The 23,123-nt window shown below is 65.8% G+C and carries 16 protein-coding genes and 1 pseudogene; 7 read left to right on the top strand and 10 right to left on the bottom strand.

The window, feature by feature from the left end:
• Positions 1 to 12: 12 nt before the first annotated feature.
• Together ACVIGB_RS45940 and ACVIGB_RS45935 are read left to right on the top strand one after the other, a co-directional pair.
• Positions 13 to 705: a GntR family transcriptional regulator gene (locus ACVIGB_RS45940; RefSeq protein WP_456724294.1), complete on the top strand. Its 693-nt coding sequence runs from the start codon at positions 13 to 15 to the stop codon at positions 703 to 705.
• A 34-nt stretch (positions 706 to 739) separates the two neighbouring features.
• Positions 740 to 1,309, top strand: a complete 570-nt coding sequence (locus ACVIGB_RS45935) for an invasion associated locus B family protein (RefSeq protein ID WP_456724295.1) — start codon at positions 740 to 742, stop codon at positions 1,307 to 1,309.
• On the opposite strand, the gene ACVIGB_RS45930 is transcribed toward ACVIGB_RS45935, so the two are convergent.
• Positions 1,310 to 2,131: an NAD-dependent epimerase/dehydratase family protein gene (locus tag ACVIGB_RS45930; protein ID WP_456724296.1), complete on the bottom strand. Its 822-nt coding sequence runs from the start codon at positions 2,129 to 2,131 to the stop codon at positions 1,310 to 1,312.
• A gap of 125 nt (positions 2,132 to 2,256) precedes the next feature.
• Between ACVIGB_RS45930 and ACVIGB_RS45925 the strand changes: the two genes are divergently transcribed.
• Positions 2,257 to 3,219 carry an SMP-30/gluconolactonase/LRE family protein gene (locus tag ACVIGB_RS45925; RefSeq protein WP_456724297.1) on the top strand — a complete coding sequence of 321 codons (963 nt, stop codon included), beginning with the start codon at positions 2,257 to 2,259 and terminating at the stop codon, positions 3,217 to 3,219.
• Between the two features lie 133 nt (positions 3,220 to 3,352).
• Here the strand turns inward: ACVIGB_RS45925 and ACVIGB_RS45920 are convergent, their stop codons facing one another.
• Positions 3,353 to 4,786 carry an aldehyde dehydrogenase family protein gene (locus ACVIGB_RS45920; protein ID WP_456724298.1) on the bottom strand — a complete coding sequence of 478 codons (1,434 nt, stop codon included), beginning with the start codon at positions 4,784 to 4,786 and terminating at the stop codon, positions 3,353 to 3,355.
• A 305-nt stretch (positions 4,787 to 5,091) separates the two neighbouring features.
• Entirely contained in the window at positions 5,092 to 7,458 is a 2,367-nt protein-coding gene (locus ACVIGB_RS45915) for a transketolase (protein WP_456724299.1), read from the bottom strand.
• A 131-nt stretch (positions 7,459 to 7,589) separates the two neighbouring features.
• On the opposite strand from ACVIGB_RS45915, the gene ACVIGB_RS45910 reads away from it, so the two are divergent.
• Together ACVIGB_RS45910 and ACVIGB_RS45905 are read left to right on the top strand one after the other, a co-directional pair.
• Positions 7,590 to 8,051, top strand: coding sequence for an Lrp/AsnC family transcriptional regulator (locus ACVIGB_RS45910; protein ID WP_092124958.1), 462 nt, complete (start codon positions 7,590 to 7,592; stop codon positions 8,049 to 8,051).
• A 503-nt stretch (positions 8,052 to 8,554) separates the two neighbouring features.
• Positions 8,555 to 10,198, top strand: coding sequence for a Spy/CpxP family protein refolding chaperone (locus ACVIGB_RS45905; RefSeq protein WP_456724300.1), 1,644 nt, complete (start codon positions 8,555 to 8,557; stop codon positions 10,196 to 10,198).
• A gap of 79 nt (positions 10,199 to 10,277) precedes the next feature.
• Here the strand turns inward: ACVIGB_RS45905 and ACVIGB_RS45900 are convergent, their stop codons facing one another.
• The gene (locus ACVIGB_RS45900) at positions 10,278 to 10,586 is read right to left on the bottom strand and encodes a hypothetical protein (RefSeq protein ID WP_456724301.1); all 309 of its coding nucleotides are present in this window, start codon (positions 10,584 to 10,586) and stop codon (positions 10,278 to 10,280) included.
• Between the two features lie 155 nt (positions 10,587 to 10,741).
• Positions 10,742 to 11,914 (bottom strand): fumarylacetoacetate hydrolase family protein, encoded by a 1,173-nt coding sequence (locus ACVIGB_RS45895; protein WP_456724302.1) that lies wholly within the window; start codon positions 11,912 to 11,914, stop codon positions 10,742 to 10,744.
• A 147-nt stretch (positions 11,915 to 12,061) separates the two neighbouring features.
• On the opposite strand from ACVIGB_RS45895, the pseudogene ppk2 reads away from it, so the two are divergent.
• Positions 12,062 to 13,009, top strand: a pseudogene (ppk2, locus tag ACVIGB_RS45890) (polyphosphate kinase 2).
• A 280-nt stretch (positions 13,010 to 13,289) separates the two neighbouring features.
• A complete protein-coding gene (locus ACVIGB_RS45885; protein ID WP_212311271.1) occupies positions 13,290 to 14,168 on the top strand; it encodes a transporter substrate-binding domain-containing protein in 879 nt (292 codons plus the stop codon).
• Positions 14,169 to 14,331: 163 nt separating this feature from the next.
• Here the strand turns inward: ACVIGB_RS45885 and ACVIGB_RS45880 are convergent, their stop codons facing one another.
• The 5 genes from ACVIGB_RS45880 to ACVIGB_RS45860 all read right to left on the bottom strand — a co-directional run bounded on the left by ACVIGB_RS45880 (position 14,332) and on the right by ACVIGB_RS45860 (position 22,960).
• Positions 14,332 to 15,000, bottom strand: coding sequence for an amino acid ABC transporter permease (locus ACVIGB_RS45880; protein WP_097670409.1), 669 nt, complete (start codon positions 14,998 to 15,000; stop codon positions 14,332 to 14,334).
• A gap of 70 nt (positions 15,001 to 15,070) precedes the next feature.
• Positions 15,071 to 16,330 (bottom strand): NAD(P)/FAD-dependent oxidoreductase, encoded by a 1,260-nt coding sequence (locus ACVIGB_RS45875; protein WP_456724303.1) that lies wholly within the window; start codon positions 16,328 to 16,330, stop codon positions 15,071 to 15,073.
• A 4-nt stretch (positions 16,331 to 16,334) separates the two neighbouring features.
• On the bottom strand, positions 16,335 to 17,093 hold the full coding sequence (locus ACVIGB_RS45870) for an SDR family NAD(P)-dependent oxidoreductase (RefSeq protein WP_456724304.1): 759 nt from the start codon (positions 17,091 to 17,093) through the stop codon (positions 16,335 to 16,337).
• A gap of 186 nt (positions 17,094 to 17,279) precedes the next feature.
• Positions 17,280 to 18,362, bottom strand: a complete 1,083-nt coding sequence (locus ACVIGB_RS45865) for a zinc-binding dehydrogenase (protein ID WP_456724305.1) — start codon at positions 18,360 to 18,362, stop codon at positions 17,280 to 17,282.
• A gap of 119 nt (positions 18,363 to 18,481) precedes the next feature.
• Positions 18,482 to 22,960, bottom strand: coding sequence for an autotransporter domain-containing protein (locus ACVIGB_RS45860; protein WP_456724306.1), 4,479 nt, complete (start codon positions 22,958 to 22,960; stop codon positions 18,482 to 18,484).
• Positions 22,961 to 23,123: the final 163 nt, after the last annotated feature.

Here is a 23,123-nt window from a genome sequence, read left to right as displayed (position 1 = left end):
AGCCGAGAGCGCATGACAGCCGAGCCCACTTTGCCCGTTATCCAGACCCCCTCGCGGGAGGAGGAACAGGCGGAAGTGATCCGCCGGCTGGAGGAGGACATCATCTTCGGCCGCTTCGCGCCCGGACTGCGGCTGGTCGAGGATACCCTGATGCAGCGCTACGGCGCGAGCCGGCATTTCGTCCGCCAGGCGCTGTTCCAGCTCGAACGCCAGGGCATCGTGCTGCGCGAGAAGAATGTCGGCGCCACGGTGCGGTTCTATTCGGCCGAGGAAGTGCGGCAGATCTACGAGGTGCGCGAGATGCTGACGCGCCAGGCCGCGCTGATGATCGCCCTGCCCGCGCCCGACAGCCTGATCGACCAATTGAGCGAGTTACAACGGCATTACTGCCTCAAGGCCGACGCGCAGGACATGCGCGGCATCCACGAAACCAACGATGCATTCCACCTCGCGCTGTTCTCCGCCTGCGGCAATCCCTACCTGGTCCGCTCGCTGCAGGACTACATGAACCTGACATTGCCGATGCGCGCCAAGAACCTCGCCGACAGCGAAGGCCTCGCATTGTCGCGCCGCCAGCACGAATTGATGATCGAGCTCTTGAGGGGCCGCGACAGCTGGGCGCTGGCGCAGCTCTGCGTCGATCACATGCAGTACAGCAAGGCGGATTACCTCGTCCGCATCTCCAACGACAAAAAGCCGCAATAGCGCGATACGCGGCCTCCTCGTGAAGGAGACGGCGATGCGTTACGTGGCAATATTCCTAGGATCATTCGCCGCGCAGCTCGCGCTTGGCGGAATTGCCGACGCGGCCGATCCGCGCGCGACCGAGCTCACCTATGAGCCCTGGACCAAGACCTGCCTGACGGAGGCGAGTTGCTTCGTCGCTGCCGCCGCGCGCGGCCAGTGCGCGCCGTCGGGCGGCTCCATCAGCGTCTCGCCACAGACCAGCACGCGCGCGCTGCTTACCGCGAATGTCGGAACGCGGACCATGCTGGAAGGCACGATCAGCCTCCGCATCGATCAGGACGAACCGATGCAGGTCGCCAGGACGCACTGCTACACCCTCGGCTGCGGCGGCACGCTGGAGGCCAATGGCGAGCTGATCGAACGGCTGAAGCACGCGCAAACGATCGTGGTGGAAGCGAAGAACCTGACTGGACAGAAGATCAGCCTCAACTTCCCGCTCGCCCACTTCTCCGAGACCTATAATGGACCCGGAAGCGCACCCAAGGCATCCGGGCAAAGCTCGAGCGAGCCGCAGCGCCAGCACACCGAGGCGGTGAAGCAGCTCCCGCAGTGCGACGACTGATCATTTCTTCCAGTCGATCACCTTCGTCTTGTCGCCGTCGAACTCCATGCTGCAGAACGCACCGCCCTGGTAGAAGTCGCCGACCGGGTCCGGCGGCAGCTTGGCCTGCTCGGCCATCGCGTGCTCGCGGAAGTCTTCGCCACGGCCGCTCGGACGATAGCCAAGATCGTAGGCGCGGTGATTGTCCCACCACGAGCGCTCGTTGTAGGACGCGCCATACAGCACCTCGAAATGGATGTCGGGATGTTCGAGCCCGATCCGGCAGAGCTGAACCAGATCCTCGGGCTTGAGCCAGATCGACAGCCTGCGGTGATCGAGCGGTGCCTCGCCGAAATTGCCGATCCGGATACAGGTCACCTTGATGCCGTGCTTGTCTGCATAGAGCGCGCCGACGCCCTCGCCGAACACCTTGCTCACCCCATAACGACTATCCGGCCGCGCGGTGACATCGGTGCCGATACGGTGGTGGCGCGGGTAGAAGCCGACCGCGTGATTGGATGAGGCGAAGATCACGCGCTTGACGCCCTTCTTGCGCGCCGCCTCGAACAGATTGTAGCAGCCGATGATGTTGGCCTGCAGGATCGCGCCCCAGGAACCCTCGACCGAATAGCCGCCGAAATGCAGGATGTCGTCGACACCCTCGCAGATCGCCTCGACCTCAGCGAGATCGGCGAGATCGGCCGCCTTGAATTTTTCGTTGCTGCCGAGATCGGAGGGCTTCTTGATGTCGCTCAGCAAGAGGTCCGGATAGATCGGCGGCAGCAGCTTGCGCAGGCTCGTGCCGATTCCCCCCGATGCGCCGGTCATCAATATGCGTGGCATGCCGTCCCTCGTCTTTGCTGTTTGCCCAAGGGAATCATTGGGCCGAATTGCGGTCGCAGGCCGACAATGATAGCAAACCATGCGCTCAAGGAAACACCATCGAAACACAACAACGAGAACAGCAAATGTCCGATGTTCATTCCGCCGGCTGGCGTCCCGCGACCTGTTATCCCGATCCTGCGATCCACGCGCTCGATCCGCGCTTCGAGAAATACTGGCTGAAGCTCTCCGCCGTTGAGCGCATCGCCACCGGCCTGCGCTGGGCCGAAGGGCCGGTGTGGTTCGGCGACGGCCGCTACCTCTTGTGCAGCGACATCCCGAACCAGCGCATCCTCAAATGGGAGGAGGAGACCGGCGCGGTCAGCATCTTCCGCAAGCCGTCGAGCTTCGCCAACGGCAACACCCGCGATCGCCAGGGCCGGCTGGTCACCTGCGAGCATGGTGGACGCCGCGTGGTGCGCACCGAATATGACGGATCGATTACGGTGCTGATCGATTCCTTCGGCGGCAAGCGGCTGAACTCGCCGAACGACGTCGTGGTGAAATCCGACGGCGCGATCTGGTTCACCGATCCGATCTTCGGCCTCCTCGGCAATTACGAGGGCTACAAGGCCGAACCCGAGATCGAGCCCCACGTCTACCGGCTCGATCCGGCAACCGGCAAGGCCAGCATCGTCGCCGAGGGCGTGCTCGGCCCGAACGGGCTGTGCTTCTCGCCGGACGAGAATATCCTCTATGTCGTGGAATCCCGCGGCGAGCCGAACCGCAAGATCCTGGCCTATGACGTTTCCGCCGACGGCAAGACAATCGCGAACAAGCGCGTGTTCATCGATGCCGGCCGCGGCACGCCCGACGGCATGCGCTGCGACATCGACGGCAATCTGTGGTGCGGCTGGGGCATGGGCGATCCCGAGCTCGACGGCGTCGTCGTGTTCGCGCCCGACGGCGTCATGATCGGCCGCATCGCGCTGCCGGAGCGCTGCGCCAACCTCTGCTTCGGCGGACTGAAGCGCAACCGCCTGTTCATGGCGGCGAGCCAGTCGATCTATGCGCTCTACGTCAACACCCAAGGCGCGCTCGGCGGTTAGTTTGTCGTCCCGGCCTTAGTGCGCAATTGCGCACTAAGGCCGGGACGACGATAAAACTTCGAGCTTCCTAAAAGTCTGACGCCGGAGCGGTGATCCGCCCCGGCGCCAGAATGTTGTCTCTCGTGGATCGAGCTTACGCGGCGTTGTAGCCGGCGACCGCCTTGGCCTCGAGATATTCTTCCAGACCGTAGCGGCCCCACTCGCGGCCGTTGCCGGACTGCTTGTAGCCGCCGAACGGCGCGCTGCGTTCGTTCGGCACGCCCTGCAGGTTGACGTTGCCGGCGCGGATCTGGCGGCCGACGCGGCGCGCGGTCTCCACGGTGTCGGCCGAGACGTAACCGGCGAGGCCATAGGGCGTGTCGTTGGCGATCTTCACCGCCTCAGCCTCGTCCTTGGCGCCGAGGATGGTCAGCACCGGTCCGAAGATTTCCTCGCGGGCGATCGTCATGTCGTTGGTGACGTCGGCGAAGATGGTCGGACGGACATAGAAGCCCTTGTTGACGCCCTCGGGCAGGCCTGGGCCACCGGCGACGAGCGTTGCGCCCTCGTCGATGCCCTTCTGGATCAGCGCCTGGATCTTGTCCCACTGACCGCGGTTGACGACCGGGCCGATCGTCGTGCCGTCGGCGCGCGGATCGCCGGCCTTGGTCTTGTCGGCGACGCCCTTCGCGATCGCGGCCACTTCCTTCATCTTGGAGAGCGGCACGATCATGCGCGACGGCGCGTTGCAGGACTGGCCCGAGTTGTTGAACATGTGCATCACGCCGCCGGTCACCGCCTTGGCGAGGTCGGCACCCTCGAGGATCACGTTCGGCGACTTGCCGCCGAGCTCCTGGCTGACGCGCTTCACGGTCGGCGCCGCACGCTTGGCGACATCGACGCCGGCGCGGGTCGAGCCGGTGAACGAGATCATGTCGATGTCCGGGTGCTCGCTCATCGCGGCACCCACCTCCGGGCCGAGGCCGTTGAGGAGGTTGAACACGCCCTTCGGCACGCCGGCTTCATGGAGGATTTCCGCGAAGATCAGCGCCGAGGTCGGGGTGAACTCCGACGGCTTCAGGATCATGGTGCAACCGGCGGCGAGCGCGGGCGCGACCTTGCAGGCGATCTGGTTGAGCGGCCAGTTCCAGGGGGTGATCATGCCGACCACGCCGACCGGCTCGCGCACGATCACGGCGGTGCCCATGGTCTCCTCGAACTCGTACTTCTTGAGCACTTCGAGGGTGTTCATGAGGTGGCCAAGGCCAGCACCGGCCTGCAGCTTCTCGGCCATCGGGAGAGGCGCGCCCATCTCGTCGGAGACGGCGGCGCCGATTTCCTTCATGCGGCCCTTGTAGACCTCGACGACCTTGGTGAGCAGCGCGATGCGCTCCTCGCGGCTGGTCCGGGAATAAGTCTCGAACGCGCGCTTGGCGGCGGCGACTGCCTTGTCGACATCGGCCTTGGAGCCGAGCGCAACCTCATACATCGCTTCTTCGGTCGCCGGATTGACGACGGGGGTGGACTTGCCTTTGACGACGGGATCGACCCAGGCGCCATCGATGTAGAATTGCATACGATTGACCATCGGAAACCTCTTGTAGGGGGCGTATGGATAAGGGGAACGGAAAGCGTTCGGCAGGCATCCTTGCACGAAAGCAGGGCGAATTGAACCCGCCATATGCGGGGCGCGGCTCGTGCACGCGAACGGGATATAATGTCGCTGCCGCACCGGTGGCAAGGTTGGTCTCGTCGCCCCGGCGAAAGCCGGGGCCCATAACCACCGACCGCAATTGGTAAAGGGTGCTGTTAGAACGAGTCGCGCTTACTTACTTCCACTTGTGGTTATGGATCCCGGCCTGCGCCGGGATGACGATGAGGAGAGATCCCTCGTTACACCGCCATCTTGCGATGCCGCACCGGGGCGCCGACCGACACGCTTTCCGCCGCATCGATGATCGCGTTGGCGTCGATGCCATAGTGGCGGTAGAGGTCTCCGATCGTCCCGGTCTGGCCGAAATGCTCGACACCGAGCGCCTCGAGGCGGTGGCCGCGCACGCTGCCGAGCCAGCCCAGCGAGGCCGGATGGCCGTCAATCACGGTCACGATGCCGCAGTCGCGGCCGAGCGGCGCCAGCATGCGCTCGATATGACTCAAATGCTGCGTGCCACGGCGGTCGCGGCGCAAATTCCGCGCCGCGGACCAACCCGCATAGAGCCGGTCGGCAGAGGTTACCGCCAGGAGACCGACATCGCGGTGGCTCTCGCCGATCAGGCCGACCGCCTCGATCGCTTCCGGCGCGACGGTGCCGGTATACGCAACAACGATGTCGCAGTTCGGGCCCGGCTTGCGCATCCAGTAGGCGCCATCGGTGATGTCGCGCTGCAGGTCCGGTGTTATGATCCGCTGCGGTTGCTCCAGCGTCCGGGTCGAGAGTCGCAAGTAAACCGAACCGCCCTCGGCACCCTCGCGCTGCATGTGGCCGAAGCCCCAGCCCATGATCACGGCAAGTTCATCGACGAAGGCCGGATCGAATGAGGCAAGCCCGTCCTGCCCGATCCCGATCAGCGGCGTCTTGATCGACTGATGCGCGCCGCCTTCTGGCGCCAGCGAGATGCCCGACGGCGTCGCCGCCACCATGAAGCGGGCATCCTGGTAGCAAGCATAGTTCAGCGCATCGAGCCCGCGCTCGATGAAGGGGTCGTACAGCGTGCCGACCGGCAGCAGCCGCGCACCGTTGATCTGCTGCGACAGGCCGAGCGCCGACAGCATGATGAACAGGTTCATCTCGGCGATGCCGAGCTCGAGGTGCTGGCCCTTCGGCGAATATTCCCAGGTGTAGGCTGACGGGATCTTCTCCTGCCGGAACAGGTCGTGGTTCTCCGCCTTCGCGAACAGGCCGCGGCGGTTGACCCAGGCGCCGAGATTGGTCGACACGGTGACGTCGGGCGAAACGGTGACGATGCGCGACGCAAGCTCGCTGTCGCCGCGTGCGAGCTCATGCAGCACCAGGCCAAAGCCCTGCTGCGTCGACATCTGCGCGGAGGCCTTGAAGGCCAGCCGCTCCGGCACGTCGATTTCCGGCGCCGAGAGACGACGGCGTCCCTCGCGGTTGAACGGCGCCTCGGCCAGGAACGCCTCGAGCTTCGCGGGCTGCTGCGACAGGCCCTCGAACTTGTCCCACTCGTGGCCGGTGCGGATGTTCTGCGCGACGCGCCACTTCTCCATCTGCGCCACCGTCATCAGGCCGGCGTGGTTGTCCTTGTGGCCCTGCATCGGCAGGCCGACGCCCTTGATGGTGTAGGCGATGAAGCAGACCGGACGATCATGGTCGATCGCCTCGAAGGCCTCGATCATGCTCGCCATATCGTGGCCGCCGAGGTTCGACATCAGCGCCAGCAGCTCGTCGTCGCTGCGGCGATCGATCAGCGCCGACACGTCGCCCTGATCACCGATATCGTCACGCAGATGCTTGCGGAACGCAGCACCCCCTTGGAAGCAGAGTGCCGCGTACATCTGGTTCGGGCAATTGTCGATCCAGCGCCGCAGCGCCTCGCCGCCCGGCTCGGCAAACGCCTCGAGCATCAGCTTGCCGTACTTCACGATCACCACGTCCCAGCCGAAGTTGCGGAACATGGTCTCGAACTTGGCCCACAGTCCCTCGCGCACCACGGCGTCGAGCGACTGCCTGTTGTAGTCGACCACCCACCAGGTGTTGCGCAGGCCATGCTTCCACCCCTCCAGCAGCGCCTCGAAGATGTTGCCCTCGTCCATCTCGGCGTCGCCGACCAGCGCGATCATGCGGCCCTCGGGCCGGTCCTTCATCCAGCCGTGCGCCTTGACGTAGTCCTGCACCAGCGAGGCGAACAGCGTCTGCGCCACGCCGAGGCCGACCGAGCCGGTCGAGAAGTCGACGTCGTCCGTGTCCTTGGTGCGCGACGGATAGGACTGCGCGCCCTTGTAGCCGCGGAAATTCTCCAGCTTGTCGCGGGTCTGGTGGCCGAACAGATACTGGATCGCATGGAACACCGGGCTTGCATGCGGCTTCACCGCGACGCGGTCCTGCGGGCGCAGTACCGAGAAATAAAGCGCCGACATGATGTTGGCGAGCGAGGCTGACGAGGCCTGATGGCCGCCGACTTTCAGCCCGTCGGCCGAGGGCCGCACGTGGTTGGCGTGGTGGATGGTCCACGACGACAGCCACAGCACCTTGCGGGCCAGGGCGGACAGCATGTCGAGGCGTTCAGGCGCGATTCCCATGGCAATGCTCCGGGCGAATATGCCCAATGTTACTGCCGCGGCGGCCGCCGAAAATCTCAATTCCACGCGACAGCATAGGAAAAATTGGGATAAATTCCCACGATCCGGCCTTCACCTGCGAGTTCATCCCAATGCCTGCCCTCGACGCCATCGACCGCAAGATCCTGAGTCTGCTCCAGACCGACAGCCGCATGACCATGCAGGAGCTCGCCGACAAGGTCGGGCTGTCGGTGTCGCCCTGCCACCGCCGGGTCAAGCTGCTCGAGCAGCGCGGCGTGATCTCTCGCTACATCGCAACCGTCGACCAGAAATCGCTCGGGCTGCATGTCTCGGTCTTCATCTCGATCAAGCTGGCGCGGCAGAAGGAGGAAGACCTGAACCGTTTCGCGCGCGCGATCTCGAAATGGGACGAGGTGCTCGAGTGCTATCTGATGACCGGCAACCGCGACTATCTCTTGCGCGTGGTCGCCGCCGACCTCTCCTCCTATGAGGCGTTCCTGAAGAACAAGCTGACCCGGCTCGACGGCATCGCCTCGATCGAGTCGAGCTTTGCGCTGAGCCAGGTGAAGTATTCGACCGCGTTGCCGGTGTGAGTATTGGTTAGTAACTCCAGCGGTGCCAACACCACGATGTCGTCCTGGCGAAAGCCAGGACCCATAACCACCGCATTTGGTTGTGAAGGGAATCTGTCAAACAGCGCGATATCATCACCCGCGCATGCGCATGCGGGTGATCCAGTATTCCAGAGACGCCCGTGCTTGAACCGAGAGGCCGCGGCGTACTGGATCGCCCGGTCCCGTCTCCGCCAAGGCTGCGACGAGGCTACGGATCCGCGGCGCGCCGAAGCTTTGGCGGAGGCGGCGAGCCGGGCGATGACAGATGTGGATGGGACGTGTGGATGGGACGCAGTTGCGCATCCGTGCGCCGGGCAACTCAGTGATTGGCACCTCGGCCGCGGTGAACCAAGCCGGATGTTGCCCTCGCCGCAGGTCCCGCGCTGCAAATTAATTCGCCGCGACCGGATCGTCGCGGGAACCCGGCGGCGGCCCTCGATGTTGATGTCAGGCATCACTGAGTATCCGAAGGGTGAGGAAAGATGCTGAGGGCTGCCCGCTGCAGACACACCGTGTTGGCGCTCGCCACGATCCTCGCGGTCGCGGCATCGGCCGCGCTGCTCGCAGGCAGCGCCGATGCTGCTCGCGGTGGCGGAGGCGGCCACGGCGGTGGAGGTCATGGCGGTGGCGGTGGCGGCTTTCATGGCGGCGGGGGCGGATTTCATGGTGGCGGCGGTGGCTTTCATGGAGGCGGAGGCGGCTTCCACGGTGGTGGTTTCCACGGTGGTGGTTTCCACGGCGGCGGATTCCACGCCGGCGGCGCGCGTGGCGGCGGCTTTCACACTATTCATCCCGCTGCAAGAGCCGGCCCGCGGCTCGGTGGCGGCTCCGGCGCGCGTCATAACCAATTCCGGCCCGCCGCTCATGCCGCGCGCGTCGCGCCGAGCGTAGCCGCCGGCCGCCATGCCGCCTCGCCCGCCGCGATGCGGCACAATGCGAGCGCCGTGGGGCACGCGTTGGCCTCGCACCAGGTCCGCGCCGCGATGCAGAGACCGGGCGGCCTGCGCAACCCGATGGCGCGCGCCGCGATCACGACGGCCGCCGCCGGAGCCGCCATGGGTGGCGTTGGGTGGTGGCGCCATCCGAATGGCGGCTATGGCTGGGTCGGCCCGATCTTCTGGCCCTATGCCTATTACGATCTTTATGACTACGCCTGGTGGGGCGGGGGCTATGACCCGTACTTCTGGGATTACGGCTATGGCGATCTGTATGCCGGCCTGTTCGGTCCCTATGACTACGATGCCTTGAGCGGCTATGCCTATTACCTGCCCGGCTATGCCGGTCCCCGGCCGCCGGCCACGGGTCGATCGCGCGCCACCGCTCAGACCACAACCCTTGCCGACATGTGCGGCAGCGACAGAAGCGATATCGCGGGCTTCCCGATCGAGCAATTCCGCAGCGCCATCCAGCCCAATGCGGAGCAGAGCACTGCGCTCGACGAGCTCGCCAGCGCATCGCAGAAGGCGTCCGCGACCATTCTCAATTCATGTCCCAAGGACGTGCCGCTGACGGCGCCGAGCCGCCTCGTCGCGATGCAGCAGCGCCTCCAGGCCATGCGCGACGCAGTCGGGATTCTTCAGCCGGCGCTGGAGAGGTTCTATGGGCTGCTCAGCGACGATCAGAAAGCGAAGGTGACCGCGCTGGTGGCAGATCAGCACCGCGGCCAGCATGAGGCGACGGCGGACAACGGCAACTGCAATACCGCGCAGCCCGCCGCCATCGCATGGCCCGGCGACATCATCGAACGCAACGTCAAGCCAACCGATGCACAGCGGGCGAGCCTCGATGCCTTGCGGGACGCAGCGACAAAGGCCGAGGACACCCTGAAATCGTCCTGTCCGCCCACCGATGCGCGCACGCCACCGGCACGCCTTGCGGCGGTTGGAGCCAGATTAGATTCCATGCTTCAGGCGATCGGAACGGTACGTCCGGCCCTGGACACTTTCTACAGCGCGCTCAGCGACGAGCAGAAGGCCGCGTTCGACGCTGTTGGCCCCGAGCGGGACGGCGGCAGGAGCGCGATGGCCGCCGCAGGCGGTGACGAACCGCCGCGAAGCCGTCATCGCCGCCATCACCATCATGGCCCAAATGTCGGCGGCATGATCTTCCGGATGATCGGCTTGTAAGGCTCGCCATCGCCTCGCGCTTAGGGTGGTGACATCATCCCGCGATGTCTCAGCGGGGCAACCAGCCGGAGCAACCAGGCTACGGCGCGATCCACATGCCAACCACGATGATCGCCAGTGCGACGGCAATCACCAGCATATCGGTCGTGAGCCAATCGGGCATTCCATTCGATGGCTGCTCGCTCATGTCCGCGACTCCTTCTGTTCGCGTCGAGCCAATATGGTGAAGCGGAGCAGCGCGAACGAGGATGAACTGGATCACACATGGGCGCGACAAGCGGTCGCTCCGAATTTCATGCATCCGCGCGCCCTCAAGTTGCAGCACGCGATTGATCTGCCGCGCAGGTTTCTGAACATGTTCGACAACGCCGGCGGCGATAGCAAGCAAGATAGCACGTCAGCGCGCAGCGCGTAGGGTGGGTTAGCCGGAGGCGTAACCCACCATCTTTGCTGCAGGCGACACGGTGGGTTACGCGGAGTTTATCATCGGGTCGCCCTTTGGGCGGACCCGTTGGCTAACCACCCTACGCGTAGCGCTCATCCTCACAGCACCTTGCGCTGCGCGAGATTCTTCATCAGCGCGCCAACGCCGAAAGTCCAGGGCTCGCATTCGTCGCTGCCTCGCATGCGGTTGACGAGCTTGCCGAGCTGGGGCGCTTCGATGGTGACGATGTCGTCGCGCTTGTGGGTGAAGCCTTCGCCCTTGGCGTCGCGGTCCTTCACCGGCGCGAACATCGTGCCGAGGAACAGCGCAAAGCCGTCGGGATATTGATGCACGGGCCCGATGGTCTGGGCGACCAGATCGGTCGGGTCGCGGCTGATCTTGGAGATCGAGGAATGGCCTTCGAGCACGAAGCCGTCTGCGCCCTTCACGGTGAGGCCGACATCCATCTTCCTGACGTCGTCGAGCGAGAAGGTCCCGTCGAACAGCCGCAGCAGCGGACCGATCGCGCAGGAGGCGTTGTTGTCCTTGGCCTTCGACAGCAAGAGCGCCGAGCGACCCTCGAAATCGCGCAGGTTGACGTCGTTACCGAGCGCCGCGCCGACGATCTTGCCGGCGCCGGAGACGACAAGCACGACCTCCGGCTCGGGATTGTTCCAGGTCGACTTCGGATGTAGCCCGGCATCCATCCCGGTGCCGACCGAGGATAGCGTCGGCGCCTTGGTGAACACTTCGGCGTCGGGGCCGATGCCAACCTCCAGATACTGGCTCCAGGCGTTCTGGTCGATCAGCACCTGCTTCAACCGCATCGCCGGCTCGGAGCCCGGCTTCAGCTTGGAGAGATCGTCGCCGACCAGGCGCACCACCTCCTTGCGGATCGCGTCCGCCGACGACGGATTGCCGCGCGCCCGCTCCTCGATCACGCGCTCCAGCATCGAGATCGCGAAGGTGACGCCGGCGGCTTTCAGCACCTGCAGGTCGACTGGCGCGAGCAGATGCGGTCTTGTCGCGTCGCGGCCATCGGGCGGCGTGTTGGTGAGGATCGCCTCGAAATCGCCGATCCGCTCGCCGTGCGTGGCACGCAACGCGGCCGCAGGATCGGCTTCCTCGCACAGCGCGCTCACGGTGGGGAAGCGCGCGGTGACGTCGAACACGCCATCACCCCGCACCGCGATCACGGCGGGTCCGCCCGCCTGCGGCAGCCAGACCCGTCCGACCAGCGTGCCGGCGGTGCCGTCCTCGGGCAGGACGTCTTTTGGCGTGAGCGAAATCATCGGCGTCTCCTTTTTTGATCTTGTCATCGCTTGTTAGCACAGTCCCGCCGGCTGCGTGAAACACCGGTCATGCCAATGTCATAGAGGGGTAACATCGCCCGTCAATGCTCCCGCCGATCGATCTAGCACACTGAAAGACGGACCTTCATGACCGCCTCCAACCTCACCGACGAAGCCGCCCGCGACGAAGCCTTGCGCGAGGAAGCTTTGCGCGCCCGCGTCCACCAGGAGATGGCCGACAGCCTCGACGAGGAACTCGAGCTCGAGCTCGACGACGTGAGGCTCGACGAGTTCGAGCACGATGGGGCCGCCGGAAGCCCGTCGATCGATCGCAAGGTCTACTTCCGCGAATTGCTGCGGTTGCAGGGCAAGCTGGTCAAGTTGCAGGACTGGGTGCAGCACGAGAAGAAGAAGGTCGTCGTGCTGTTCGAGGGCCGCGATTCCGCCGGCAAGGGCGGCGTCATCAAGCGCATCACCCAGCGGCTCAACCCGCGCATCTGCCGTGTCGCGGCGCTGCCGGCGCCGAACGAGCGCGAACGCACGCAATGGTACTTCCAGCGCTACGTCTCGCATCTGCCGGCCGGCGGCGAGATCGTGCTGTTCGACCGCAGCTGGTACAACCGCGCCGGCGTCGAGAAGGTGATGGGGTTCTGCAACGACGAACAGTATGAGGAGTTCTTCAGGTCGGTGCCGGAATTCGAGCGCATGCTGATCCGCTCCGGCATCATCCTGCTGAAATACTGGTTCTCGATCACCGACGAGGAACAGGCGTTCCGCTTCTCGATGCGGATCCACGATCCGCTGAAGCAGTGGAAGCTGAGCCCGATGGATGTCGAGGCGCGGACTCGCTGGGAGCTCTACACCTAGGCCAAGGAGACGATGCTGGAGCGCACGCACCTGCAGGACTCGCCGTGGTGGATCGTCGATGCCGTCGACAAGAAGCGTGCCCGGCTGAACTGCATCTCGCACCTGTTGACCCAGATCCCCTATCAGCAGATCACCCACCAACCGGTGGTGCTGCCGCCGCGGGTCCGCAACCCCGACTATCACCGCGGCCCGATCCCGCCGGAGATGTACGTGCCGGGAACGTATTGATGCTCGTTCCCCCTCTCCCCGCCCTTCGCGGGGTCGAGACAAGCGAAGCTTGCTCTTAGAGGGTTGGGGTGAGGGGCTGCTCCCGCACACTCGCTGAAGATCACGCCCGCGGAGACTCCCCCTCACCCGGATTGCATCTGCGATGCAATCCGACCTCCCCGCAAGCGGGGCGAGGTAAGAAGACCGGCGCTTCGGCGCCTACCAATGGCGCAGGCGCGCGCACTTGCTGGCACCGGATACCGACGCTAGGCTTCCCCCGATCTGGTGCAGGGAGGCCCGCTTGACTCAATCCGACGACATCACAATTTCCGAAGATCGCCGCGACGCGCTGCGCTATGCGCTCGGGATCGGCAGCGGCGCGGCGCTCGCGGCCGCCATGGCAACCCCGGCCTCGGCGCAGACCCAGGCCGACAACACCCTGGATCGCATCAGGGCCAACAAGGTGCTGCGGATCGCGGTGCTGCCGGGCGAGCTGCCCTATTTCAACAAGGATCTCGCCACCGGCACCTGGTCCGGTTTCTCGATCGAGATGGCGAACGACCTCGCCAAGCTGCTCGACGTCAAGCTCGAATATGTCGAGTCGACCTATGGCAATTCAATTCTCGATCTGCAGGCCAACAAGATCGACCTCGGCTTTGCGCTCAACCCGACCCCGCAGCGGGCGCTGGTGGTGGACTTCACCAACCTGGTGTTCCCGCATCCGTTCGGCGCGATGCTGAAGAAGGGGCTGGAGGCCAAGACCTGGGCCGACATCAACAAGCCCGAGGTCAAGATCGCGGTCGACGTCGGCTCGGCCAACGAGGCGGTGGCGCGGCGCTTCGCGCCGAACGCCACCATCAAGTCGCTGAAGTCGCGCGACGAGGTGATGCTGGAAATGTCGTCGGGCCGCGTCGATTGCGTGGTCAACGCGCTGGTGCTCGGGTTGACCGCGATCGCCAAGAACCCGAACCTCGGCACCTACAAGATCCTGGCCTCGCCCTCGGTGACGATCGCGAGCGGCATGGCGGTGCGGCGCGAGCAAGACAAGCGCTGGCGCGATTTCCTGTCCGTGTGGGTCGACTACAACCGCGGCATCGGCCAGATGCGCGAATGGTTCGTCAAGGGCCTCGGCCTCGCCGGCGTCAAGCCGGAGGACGTGCCGGTGGAGCTGAGTATTTGAGGTAATTGCCAAGACGGTAGTGATCTCCCTCTCTCGCTTGCGGGGGAGGGTCGGGGTGGGGGTGTCGCCACAAGCGACGCTCTTCGTATGGAGAAAGCCCCCACCCGGATCGCATCTAACGATGCGATCCGACCTCCCCCGCAAGCGGGAGAGGTGAAGCAAGTCACACCTTGTCGTAGGTCAGCCCGCGCTCCAGCCGCCTTGCCACCAGCGTCGACGGGAACAGGATCGCAAAATAGATCAGCGCCACGATGGTGTAGACCTCGAGCGGCCGGTAGGTGTCGGCGTTGATCAGGGTGGCGTTGTAGACGAGATCGGGCACCGCGATGATCGAGACCAGCGAGGTGTTCTTCAGCTGCGTCACCGACTGGTTGACATAGGGCGCCATCATCGGCTTCAGCGCCTGCGGCAGGATCACGAGCCGCATCAGACGCCAGCCGCGGAAGCCGAGCGCCTTCGCCGCATCCCACTGCCCGACCGGCACGCTCTCGATCGAGCCGCGCACGATCTCGGCATAGAACGCGCCGCCATAGAGCGACAGCACGCTGACCGCTGCGACATGCGCCGGGATGTTGACGCCGATCACGACCGGAAACGCGTAGTAGAACCAGATGATCTGCACCAGCAGCGGCGTGCAGCGGAACAGCTCGATATAGGCGATCAGGAGCCAGTCGATCACGGGAATGCGCCGCAGCCGCAGCATGCCGACGATCAGGCCGATCAGGGTCCCTAAGATGATGGTGCCGATCGTGTAGGCCATGGTCCAGCCGAGCCCGAGCCAGAACAGATGGCTGTACTTGGCGAGGATCCCGAAATCCCAGACGTAGTTCATCCTGCCCCTCGGTTGCCACGCGTCTTGCGCTCGCCTTGCGTTCCCAGCATCGCAGGCAGCCTCGCGCAAGTCACGCGATATACCGGCCCGGCGAAAAGGCCTTCACGTCGAACGGCGGCGCGGCGCCTGCGATCATGGCAGCGACCGCGGCGCCCGTTCCCGGACCGGTGGTGAAGCCGATGTGCTGGTTGCCGAAGGCGAGCCAGAGACCGCGATGCCGCGGCGCTGGTCCGATCATCGGCAGGCTGTCCGGCAGCGTCGGCCGCGCGCCGCGCCAGCGCTCGCCGACCGCATCGCCGAATTCGACCACGCTGCGCGCCATCGGCACCACAGCCTCGAGCTGCGCATAGTTCGACGGCGCGTCGCGCGCGGTCAGCTCGACGCCGCTGGTGACGCGAATCCCCTGCTCCATCGGCGTCATCAGAAATGCACCCTCCGCATCATGGATCGGCCGCAGCAATTTACGTGCCGGGTTCGGCTCGAAATGCTGGTGATAGCCGCGCTCGAACGCCAGCGGCACGTAATAGCCGAGCGGCCGCAGCAACTCGGCCGACCACGGGCCGAGCGCGACCACGACGTGGCGCGCGGCGATCTCGCCGTCGGCAAGCTGCACCCGCCAGCCATCGCCTTGTTGTTCGATCCGCCGGATCTCGGATTGCCGCACCGTGCCACCGCCGGCGGCGAGCATCTGCGCATAGGCCTTGACGACCGCGCCCGGCGAATCGACCGATGCCGTCTGACTGTGCAGGAGACCTGTGCTGTAGGCGGGGATGATGTTCGGCTCGAGCGCGGAGATCGCCTGGCGATCGAGCACCTCGCTTTTGATGCCGAATTCGGCGAGCGCCGCCTGCTCGGCCTTGGCGGTCGCAAGCCCGTCGCCGCGCCAGGCCTTCAGCCAGCCGGTCTCACGGATGCGATGGCCGGCGCCCGCCTGCACGATCCAGTCGCGATGCAGCGCCAGCGACGTCCCGATCAGGCCGTGCAGCGCCGCGGCGCGCGGTTTGGTCTGCGACGGTGTCGCCGCGGCGAGGAAGCGGATCACCCAGCCGGCGTTGGCGAGCGCCCACGGAAGATTCCAGCGCAGCGCCGGATGGGTGTTGGTGAGGTATTTCGGCAGGTTCTTTAAAAGCTGTGGCGTGTTGAGCGGCAGGATCGAGCCGGACGAGATGATGCCGGCATTGCCGTAGGAGGTCTCGCTGCCGGGTTCGCGGCGGTCGACGACGACGACGGAGAGACCGCGCTGCCGCGCGGCAAGGCCGGCCGAGACGCCGACCATGCCGGCGCCGAGCACGACGACGTCAGCCTGCTGTGCGGACGCGTCCTCGCTCATGCCGTCACATCAAGGTCAGGCCGCCATCGACCGGCAGCGTGGCGCCGGTGATGTGGCCCGCTTCCGGCGACAGCAGGAAAGCGACGACGGCGGCGACCTCATCAGGCTCGGCCAGCCGCTGCATCGGATTGGCCTTCGCCACCCGCTCCCAGGTCGCGGTGTCCAGCGCGCCGAACAGGCCGGGATCCTTGCGCGTGTAGCCGGGCATCACGGCGTTTGAGGTAGCGCCCGATGCTGCGAGCTCGATTGCGAGCGACTTCACCAGCACTTCGAGCGCGGCCTTGGCGGCAGCCGATCCCGGATAGGTCGCGCCGGGCACGAAACGATGCGGCCCGAAACTGGAGACCGCGACGACGCGGCCCTGCGCGCTGCGCGCGAGGTCGGGCAGCGCAGCCGCCGCGATTTCATGAAATGCCGCCGCCATCACGGCAAAGGCGCGCTCCAGCGCGTCGCGCGGCAGGCTGGCGAAATCGCGGCGATCGGCAAAGCCCGCGGCGTGCACGATGCTGTCGATCGGCCCGAATGCGGCGCGCGCAGCCGCGACCAGCGACGTACCCGCGCCGGCCCCGGCGAGATCGCCGGTAGAGACCGCGACCTTGGCGCCCTTGCTGCGGCATTCCTCCGCAACCGAATTCAGCCGTGCGAGCCCGCTGGCTTCGGCACCCTGGCCATGCAGCATCAGCCCCTGATCGGGGCCGGCGAGCCGGCGCGCAACAGCGGCGCCGATGCCGGAGCCGCCTCCCGTGATGATTGAAACGCGCATGAGGTGCGTGCCGTCAGTGCGATAAGAGACGGCGAACTATAGGTTCGGTGCCGCGAAATGCAAACCGCGAGGCCGAGCGACGGTGCGTAGGGTGGGTTGGCCGAAGGCGTAACCCACCTCTTTTCGCGCCGCGCCATAGTTGGTGGGTTACGCTTCGCTAACCCACCCTACGAAACCGGCATCAACTCAACGCCATGGCTCGACCAGGATCTTGGTGTGCGCCTCGGGGTTGGCGAGATCGGCAAAGGCCTGCGCGACGCCGTCGATGCCGACGCGGCCGGTGACCAGCGATGCGGCATCGACCTGGCCTTCCGCGATCAGGCGCAGCGAATAGGCGAACTCCTCCGGCGTGTAGCCGAGCACGTACTGGACGTTGAGCTCCTTGATGATGCCGAGCATCGGCTCGGACTTGTCGGTCTCCATGCAGACCCCGACCACGACGACACGGGCGCTGCGCGGGGCGCCCTCGAACACCTGCTGCAACACACCGGGCACACCGACGCATTCGAAGATCAGCGCGGGCTTCAGCGGCGGCAGCAGCGCCTGCATCGGCGGCCGCGCCGCCTTCTCCGCTTCGGTCATCTGGGCGTGCTCGGCCCAGCTTGCGTAAGGCTGCGTGTTCGCCGGATCGACCACGACATCGGCGCCCATCTTCTCGGCGAGCAGCCGCCGCGCCGGCGAGTAGTCAGCGGCTACGATCGGGCCGAGCCCCCTGATCTTCAGCGCCGCGATCACCGCAAGGCCGACCGGCCCGCAGCCGATCACCAGTGGCACCTCGCCGCCCCTGATGTTGGCCATCGCCACCGCATGGACGCCGACCGCAAGCGGCTCGGTGAGCGCGGCATGCTCGGCCGCGAGCCCGTTCGGCACTTCGAGCAGCAGCGGCTCGCTGAGCAGCATCTGCTCGGCATAGGCACCGAGATAGTCGTTGGAATAGCCGATGCCCTTCGGGCCTTCCGGCGTCAGCAGCGCCGGCAGCGAGCAGACGCGCGTCCCAGGCTTCAGCTTGCGCGTGGTGCCCGGGCCGTAATCGAGGATCTCGCAGCAGAACTCGTGGCCGAACACGACGTCGCGCGACAGATCCATCGGCGTGCGGCCGGGCAGGAACTTGCTCAGCTCCACCATGCGGTGAGCATGCTTGCGTGCGTGCAGATCGGAACCGCAGATGCCGCAGGCGAGCGATTTCACTAGCACCTGGCCGGCGCCCGGCTTCGGTTCCGGCATCTGGTCGACGACAATCTCGCCGTTTCTGAAGATCGCTGCGCGCATGTTTCCTCCCGCGTGGGTTTCGTCCCACTCATTTTGATGCGTATTTCGTCCCGCGAAATACACTGTCGCGGATCAAGTCCGGGACAGGCTTTCGCTGCGGGAGGCTATAGCACGGAGGGTCACCACGCATAGCGCATAACGCCCTTGCCGGCGTACGACTGGGTGACGCTGGAGAATTCACCCTCGAAGGTCGCAGCCGCCGACCAGCCGTTGCGCCACTTGATCTCCGCCGAGGCCGTGGTCAGCGCGGACTCGCTGGCCTGCGCCGCACCGTTGACCACGAAGGCCGCCCCCGGCAGCGTCTGGAACACGGCCGCCGCGCTGCGGTTCGGATTGAAGTCATGCGCCCAGGCGACGCGGCCGCGCAGCGTCACGATGCCGCCATCGACCGCGAAGGACTTGTCGGAGCGCAGGCCGAGCTCGCTCCTGACGTCGGTGACGCTCTTCGCCGCATAGTTGAGCGCGAAGGCGCCGCCACCGGAAACCACGCTCTCCGCATAGTTCGGCAGCTCGAAGCTGGTGAACTGGGCCGCGGCGTAAGGCGTCAGCCCGATCCAGGGCGTGGCAGTGCGATAGCCGCCTTCGAGCCGACCCGACCACGCATTGGCATTGAAGTTTGCGCGCAGATGATCGACGCCTGCGGCGGTGACGATGCGGTCGGTGGTGATATCCTGCCAGCCATAGGCGAGCGCTGCGCTCAGATACGCCGCACCGACGGTGTGACGGACGAACGCGCCGGCCTGGAACAGGTCCGAGCGGCCCCAGCCGAGACCATTGGTGCTGAAGCTGGTGGCGCCGCCGGCAAGCGCAAGACCGGCAATGGTGTTCGGCGAGAAGCGGTAGTCGGCGCCGACCGCGGTGCCATAGACGCTGCTGCTCGTGTTGTTCGAGCCAAGCACCGTGTTGCCGCTGGTGGTCTGCGCGCCGCCATAACCCGCCGCCCAGATGCTCCAGCGCGGCTCGAAGTCGAGCTGCTGCGGCGGCACCTTGGCGTAAATCGCGGCCAGCGCGTCGCGCGGCTCGGTCGTGCGTGCCGCGGTGGCCAGCGACGCGCTTTCCTCCGCGAACGACACCGCGCCGGCTCCACCGCCACTGACACCACCATCGCGTCCGGCGACGAACGGATCGGTCAGGAGGCCGAGGAACTGGTTCATCGCGTTGAACGTCGCCTGCTGCGATCCGGTCGCCCCCTCGCCCGAGGCCTGCGTCAGGCCGTTCGGCGAGAGTCCGGCAAACACCACGTTGATGCCGCCATTGGCGTTGAAGAAGTTCTGCAGCGTGGTGGCGACATTGCCCTGGTTGACGTTGAGCTTCGATGCTGCGCCATAATCAAGCGCGAGATTGAGATAGGCATGGTTCGCGTCGTAGCCGAGGGTCGCGATCAGCCCCGATGGCACCCCGGTCGAAGCGATGCCGGCGAACGTTCCGGCGCGACCGCCGGCCGCCGACAGGATGGTGTATTGCCTGGCGATTGTGCTGCCGGCAGCGATACTGACGCCGACCGATCCGGCAAGCGCCGCGGTGCCGGTCACCTTGGCTGATGTCGCGGCGGTCGCATTGAGCCCGACGAGATACAACGCACCGGACTGGAAGGCGAGATTGCCCGCCACGTTTAGGAATGTGCCCGGCGTCGCATTGCCGGGCAGCAGGATGCCTCCGCGTCCGATCGTTGTGTTACCGACAGTGCCGATGCCGGAGAGCGCACCGCCTGAGTTCACCGTCGCCGAGCTCGACGACATGATCGAGCCATCGACTTGCAGGATGCCGCCATTGACGACGGTGGTGCCGGTATAGGTGTTGAGGCCCGACAGGGTCAGCGTGCCGCTGCCGGTCTTTTCCAGATTGCCCGGCCCGGCCGGGCCGCAACCGCAGGGATTGGAATCGGCGATCACGCCGCTGACGACGGTCGAGAGATTGTTGCCGCCGACGGCGAGCGTGTTGCCGCCACCGATATAATAGGTGCCTGAGCCCGCGATCGAGCCTGCCGTAATGTGGCCGTCGCCATTCGGCCCTAGGCTGCCGCCGAAATCCACGAAACCGGTGCCGTTGGTGATGAACTGCGCGGTGCCGCCGGTCGTGTTGTCGAGGAACCTGACGTTAGCGCCGCTCTCAGTGGTGATGGTGGCGTTTCCGGCCGTCGAATATGCCGCAAAGATCAGCGCGCTGCCGGAGCGGTTGGTGATCTTCGCGTTGCCTGCGGTCGGCGCCTCCGTCATGCCGCCGGACGTGCCGAAATAGGTCAAGCCGCTGTTGTCGATCGTCGCGTTCGCCGCGGTGCTGCTCTGGAAGAAGCCGATATAGCCCGTGGCGGACGTCGTCATCGTCGCCGATGCAGCCGACGAGAACTCGAAGAACTGCGTCGAGCCGCCGTTGTTGCCATTGGTAATGGTGGCCTGCCCGGCGTTGGTGTGGCCGAGGAACACAACGCCGCCGCCGTCATGGTTGTTGAACACGGCCTTCCCAGCCGTGCTGGTGTCCAAGCCACCGGGAGGACCAAGCGCGTCGCCGAACACCACGGTGCCGCGGTTGCTGTTGTTGAACGTGGCATTGCCGGCCGAGCTGCCGTCACGGAAGATCGTGAGAGCGCCGTTGCTATTGCTCACGCTCGCATTGCCCGCCGTGCTGCTGTCGCGAAACTCCGTAATACCGAAATTCTGGTTGATGATCGTCGCCGTCGACGCCGTCGTGGAATTATGGAACGTCGTGGTGGCGACGCCGTTGAACCCGTCGTTGACGATCTTCGTGATGCCCGACGTGTTGGCGTTGACGATGTCGAACTTGCCGTCGACATTGACTTGGCCGACGATCGAGCCAGTGTGGCTTGCGTCGCCGAGTTGCAACGTGGCGCAATCGCAGATCGTGGTGCCGCCGGTATAGGTGTTGGTGCCGAGCAACACCACGCGACCGAGGCCGCCTGAAGCGTCCAGCACCATTAGTCCGCCGGTGCCGGCGATGTTGCCCGAATAAGTGAAAGTGTATCCGTTGGTGTCGATGCTGGCGCCGGTGGCGTTGATCTGTGCGTTGTTCGCGATCGTGTAATTGCCGCCGGCCCGCAGTGTCCCGCCGTCGAAACTCAGCAAGCCAGTGCCGATCGCCGACGAAACAATCGCGCCCGGCGTCCCCACCGTGTCGACGTCGACTTGCAGTACGCTGCTGCCGCCGGCAACGCCACAAGCGGTGCCGCAGATCGTGGTGCCGCCGGAATATGTATTTGTGCCGGACAGCACCAGCGTGCCGCCCCCGTTGAGCACGATATCGCCGGCACCACTGATGGCCCCCGACATGGTGTTGGTGGTACCGGCCGCGACGGTGATGACGGGATCGCTGTTGATGACGATGCGGTTGGCGATGTTGAAGCCGTTACCGTCCAGCACCAGCTTGGTGAGACCGGCAAGCGTCTCGCCCATCGTCAACGTGCCGCTGCCGAGTGCATTGCTGTTGCGGATGACGAGCGTCGATCCGTCGCTCACCGAGGTGCCGCCGGTGTAGGTGCTGGCACCGGTGACGATCAGCGAGCGCCCGCCATCCAGCCTAACGGCAACCGAGGCGTCAGTGGCCAGGCCATTGAGGCCCCTGATGCTGGAGATGGTGACATCGCCCGAGGCGCCGGCCGCGCTGGTTTGCAGGAACGTCAGGCTGGCGCCGACGCCATTTGCAATCGCAAGATTGCCGCTGAGCGTTCCGCCATTCGACGTCAGCGTATTGGCGCCGCCGGTGAAGCCGATCGCGTTGCCCTGCGCACCCGGGCCGCCGCCGCCGGCAATCGTTCCGCTGTTGATGATGGTCAAGCCGGCGCCGACGATCCCGGTAGCGCCGGTGCCTGCTGCACCCGGCCGCCCCCGCGTGCCGCCGAAGGCCGGGTTGCCTCGATTCGAGTAGATATCGGACACCTGCGCGCCGCCATCGCCGCCGGCGCCGCCGGAGATCGAACCGGAATTCCTGATCGTTGCGCCTGACGCACTGACGACGATGCCGGTGCCGCCGTCACCGCCGCTGCCACCGACATCGCCAGCGCCGCCCGCGCCGCCATTGCCGCCCGTGATGCTGCCGCTGTTCGAGTGTATCCCGGCGCCGGTGATGGTGAATGCAGTACCGCCCGCACCGCCACCGCCGCCGCCGCCAGCGACTGGATATGAAGGGTTCGAGGTGTTGACGCCACCGTCGCCACCCTTGCCGCCCGTCAATATCCCGGTGTTGTTCAGCGTCGCACTGGACGTTCCGCTGCGACCGCCGCCGCCACCACCGCCGCCACTGGCCGTGTTTGGGTCGGTCGTTCCCGCAACGCCGTCCAGCCCGGCCGCGCCGCCCACACCGCCGCTCGGATTACCGAGACTACCACCGGGACCGCCGGTACCACCGGGACCGCCGGCACCTCCGGCGGCCCCCTCAGCACCACCGCCGCCGCCGCCACCGGTGCATACGCACGTCCGATTCGGACTACCGCCGTCGCCGCCGACCCCGCCATTGACGCCCGGAACGCCGCCGACACCGCCATATTGTCCCGTCGACTGATAATCACCCTCGCCGCCGACGCCGCCGTTTTGCGCGAGGACCGGCCCGGCCAACAGACCCACTGAAAGGATAATCGCGGCCGTCAACCAGCCTCGCAGACGGATTCGCGCGCGGCCCCACTCCGGCATTGCCCCAGCCCCAAATCGATAGCGCCGCGCGGACGCGGCTTGACCCGAATGGGCTATCTTGCAATTCGCGGGAGGCGTGTCTTCTCAAGCCGTGCACGGTCATCGCACCGGCCCGGATTCA

It is taken from the genome of Bradyrhizobium sp. USDA 4341 (genome assembly GCF_054063755.1).
The sequence above is the reverse complement of the archived record's forward strand: the minus strand, read 5'-3'. Positions and strand labels throughout refer to the sequence as shown.